Source organism: Streptococcus sp. GMD6S, from assembly GCF_000297015.1.
On the sequence record NZ_AJRH01000098.1, the window covers coordinates 1 to 3,163 of the forward strand.

Genomic DNA, 3,163 nt, shown 5'->3' on the forward strand with positions numbered 1-3,163 from the left:
CCTTATTCTGAAAATTTCATGAATTTTGAAAAAATATAATAATTCAAATTCAATAGACTTTCAAATGAAATTTTGGATATTCTAGAATAAAATATATGCATTGATATTTTATGAGATTTTTTTATTCTTTTTTCATTTTACCATAGAATAGTTTGAAAGACAAAGAAGAATCATACTCTTTTATTAATTAACATAATATAAAATTAATCATATTAATTGACACTGCGTGAACTTTATTGTACAATTATCTTGTAAATGTCCTAGATTGATATAGTAACAATATTAGTACATTCTAGTTAAGGAGAATAAAATGAACATTCGCTTCGATTTTAAGAAAGTTCAAATTATTGCACGCCGTTTAGTTACACTGTTAGCTATTCTCTTTTTGTGTGCTCCGATAAGTCTGTTAAATGCTGATTCTACTACAGAACCTCAGACAACCCTTCATAAAACAATTACTCCGATATCAGGACAGGATGACAAGTATGAGTTGTCATTGGATATCACGTCCAAACTGGGAACGGAGACCCAAACGGATCCCTTGGATGTTGTTTTAGTAGCAGACCTCTCAGGAAGTATGCAGAATCAGGATGTCCAATCTTTTGATGGACGGACGATCAGTCGGATTGACGCATTGAAAAATACTCTAAAAGGAACAAATGGTCGTAAGGGCTTAATTGATACCATTCTATCCAATTCTAATAACCGTTTATCTATGGTAGGATTTGGTGGGAAAATAGATAACCAACGTTACAATAGTTATTATCAATGGCCAGCTTGGGCGGGGTACTTTTCTGGTATTTCCTCTCATGATGATGCTAAGACAGTATTAAACTGGAGCAATGATGTTCAAGGAGCCAAAAGAATGGTTTCTAGAATGTCTGTTGATAATAGTGGTGATTCGATTGGTTACGAAGGAGGAATAGGTACAGGTACAAATATTGGAGCAGGACTTCAGTCAGCAACAGAATTACTTCAGTCAGCCAGATCAAGTGCAAAAAAGGTTGTTATTCTTTTGTCAGATGGTTTTGCGAACATGTACTACGATACTAGAGGTTATACGATCTACAATTGGAGCAATAATGATGGTGTAACAGAAATAGCTCCATCGTGGTATCAAACCAATCTAAACACGTTTACTGAAACAGTTTCTGGTTATCTTGCTCCCAAGATTGATGGATTTTATTCTATCAAATTCCGCTACTCTAATAGTACAGATAGTATTTCTAAACTAAAAGAGTACATTGGTAGTTATAATTCTTCCATTCCAAACGAAATATTATCCGCTAACAATGAAAGGGAATTGAGAGAACAATTTAAGGAAATCACCAAGAAAATCCTTCCCCTAGGTGTTCACCATGTGACCATCAAGGATGTTTTGTCCAAATATGTTCAACTTCTTCCCGATAACAGTTCAAATATTCGAGTTGTAAAAATCGAAAACGATAAAGAGGAAACCTTGGGATCAGATAAGGTTACGCTGGAAACAAGGAAGAATGAAAATGGTCTGGTCGAAGTAACAGCAAAATTTAATCCTAACTACATTCTTGATGATGGTGTGAAGTACGCCCTCAAATTTACTGTTACATCAAGTCAAGATGCCTTAGATGCCATTGCTGGTGATAAAAAACTAGAGGCCGGTGATGCTGAAGGTTCTGATGTCAATAAACTCTACTCCAATAAAGGTGCCAGTGTCACCTATTCCTATGGAATAGGCACCTACCAAACCAAGACCAAAGAATACTCTGACAACCCAACCTTTAAGCCTTCAGATCCATTAACGGTACCAGTGGAAGTTGAATGGCAAGGTGTGACGGGTGCGAGAACTGTTATTACAGCTGATCAACCGAGTAATGTTGAACTGAAACTGGTTCAAAAGAACAAGAACAGAGGTTCTGACAATCAAGAATATCGAAAGACCAATGTGAATGTTAGAAAAAACGTATCTAATGAAACGAGGAACTTTGAAAAAGTTGCCAAAGGATATCAATACGATTTAATTGCACCGGACGTCCCAGCCTTTACCAAAGAAATAAAAAATGTTGGTACAGAAACTAAACCATCCTTTAAGGTAATCTATAAACAATTGCCAAGTCTGACGATTAAGAAAGTGTTGGAAGCTGAAAGTAACTTGAACAAAGAGTTTAGAATTAAGGTAAAACTAACCTCTCCTGATTCTACGCCATTGAATGGAACTTTTGGCGAGATAACTGTTGTAAATGGAGAAGCGGAGATCCGTGTCGAAAAACGAAAACGTTGGAAAGGTATTCTAAGCTATCTTCCTCGAGGAACCCATTACAAAGTTGAAGAAGAAGCGGCATCAACGAACGGTTACCACGTTACATATGAGAATCAAGAGGGCGATCTGAATAAAGACGAGACCAGCACTGTTACGAATCACAAGCTTCCAAGTTTATCAGTCACAAAAAAAGTTACAGGCGTATTTGCCAACTTATTAAAATCCTTCAAGATTACCATTAACATCAGGGATGCTCAGAACAGTCCACTGAATGGAACCTATACTGCAACGGTGAATAATAAAAGAACCCCTCTGCAATTTACGAATGGTCGAGCGTCTATAGATCTCAGTAAAGACCAAACCATAAAAATTGATGGACTTCCACTCGATAGTCACTACACTATTGAAGAGGAATCAAACTCTTCTCGTGGATATCAGGTATCTTATGAAAATCAAGAAGGCAAACTGGATGGGGATAAGTCCGCGACAGTCACGAATAATAAGAATAGCGTGCCTGAAACCGGAGTTGACTTCCTCAGCAGTACACTCGTGTTAGGAATAATCCTTCCTCTAGGGGGAATCTTCTTTACAATCCTACTCGGATATCTAGTGGTACATAGGAGAAAATAATGCTACTTAAAAAGAAACATAAGAAAACAGTAACACAAGTCAATCGGGATAAGTCTCCGCCGAGTGTATGGGGAGATATCCTCTACTTAGTCAGTAAGCTTCTGATGGTTGGGTTTGTACTGGCCACCCTTTACTTTTTTGTCTTTGGACTATTGAGATACAATGACGATGGCATGAAGCCAGCCTTAAAAGATGGCGACTTGGTTGTCTACTATAGGTTGGATAAACGTTATTCGATTGGTGATCTGCTTGTCTATAGTTATAAAGGTAAGGAAAGAGTGGCGCGTGTCATTG

General features: G+C 37.4%; 1 protein-coding gene and 1 pseudogene. Both read left to right on the forward strand.

Annotated features, from left to right (window positions below; translation table 11 throughout):
* Positions 1-310 precede the first annotated feature (310 nt).
* Positions 311-2,869, forward strand: a complete 2,559-nt coding sequence (gene pitA, locus GMD6S_RS08670; protein WP_001026090.1) for a PI-2 pilus tip adhesin PitA — start codon at positions 311-313, stop codon at positions 2,867-2,869.
* Positions 2,869-3,163: pseudogene (gene sipA, locus GMD6S_RS08675) on the forward strand (PI-2 pilus system signal peptidase SipA); the annotation flags it as partial. The gene pitA and the pseudogene sipA, both read left to right, overlap by 1 nt.

Bases quoted from the DNA above. Each gene is read 5' to 3' on its own strand.
- pitA (WP_001026090.1), top strand. From the start codon at position 311: ATGAACATTCGCTTCGATTTTAAGAAAGTTCAAATTATTGCACGCCGT.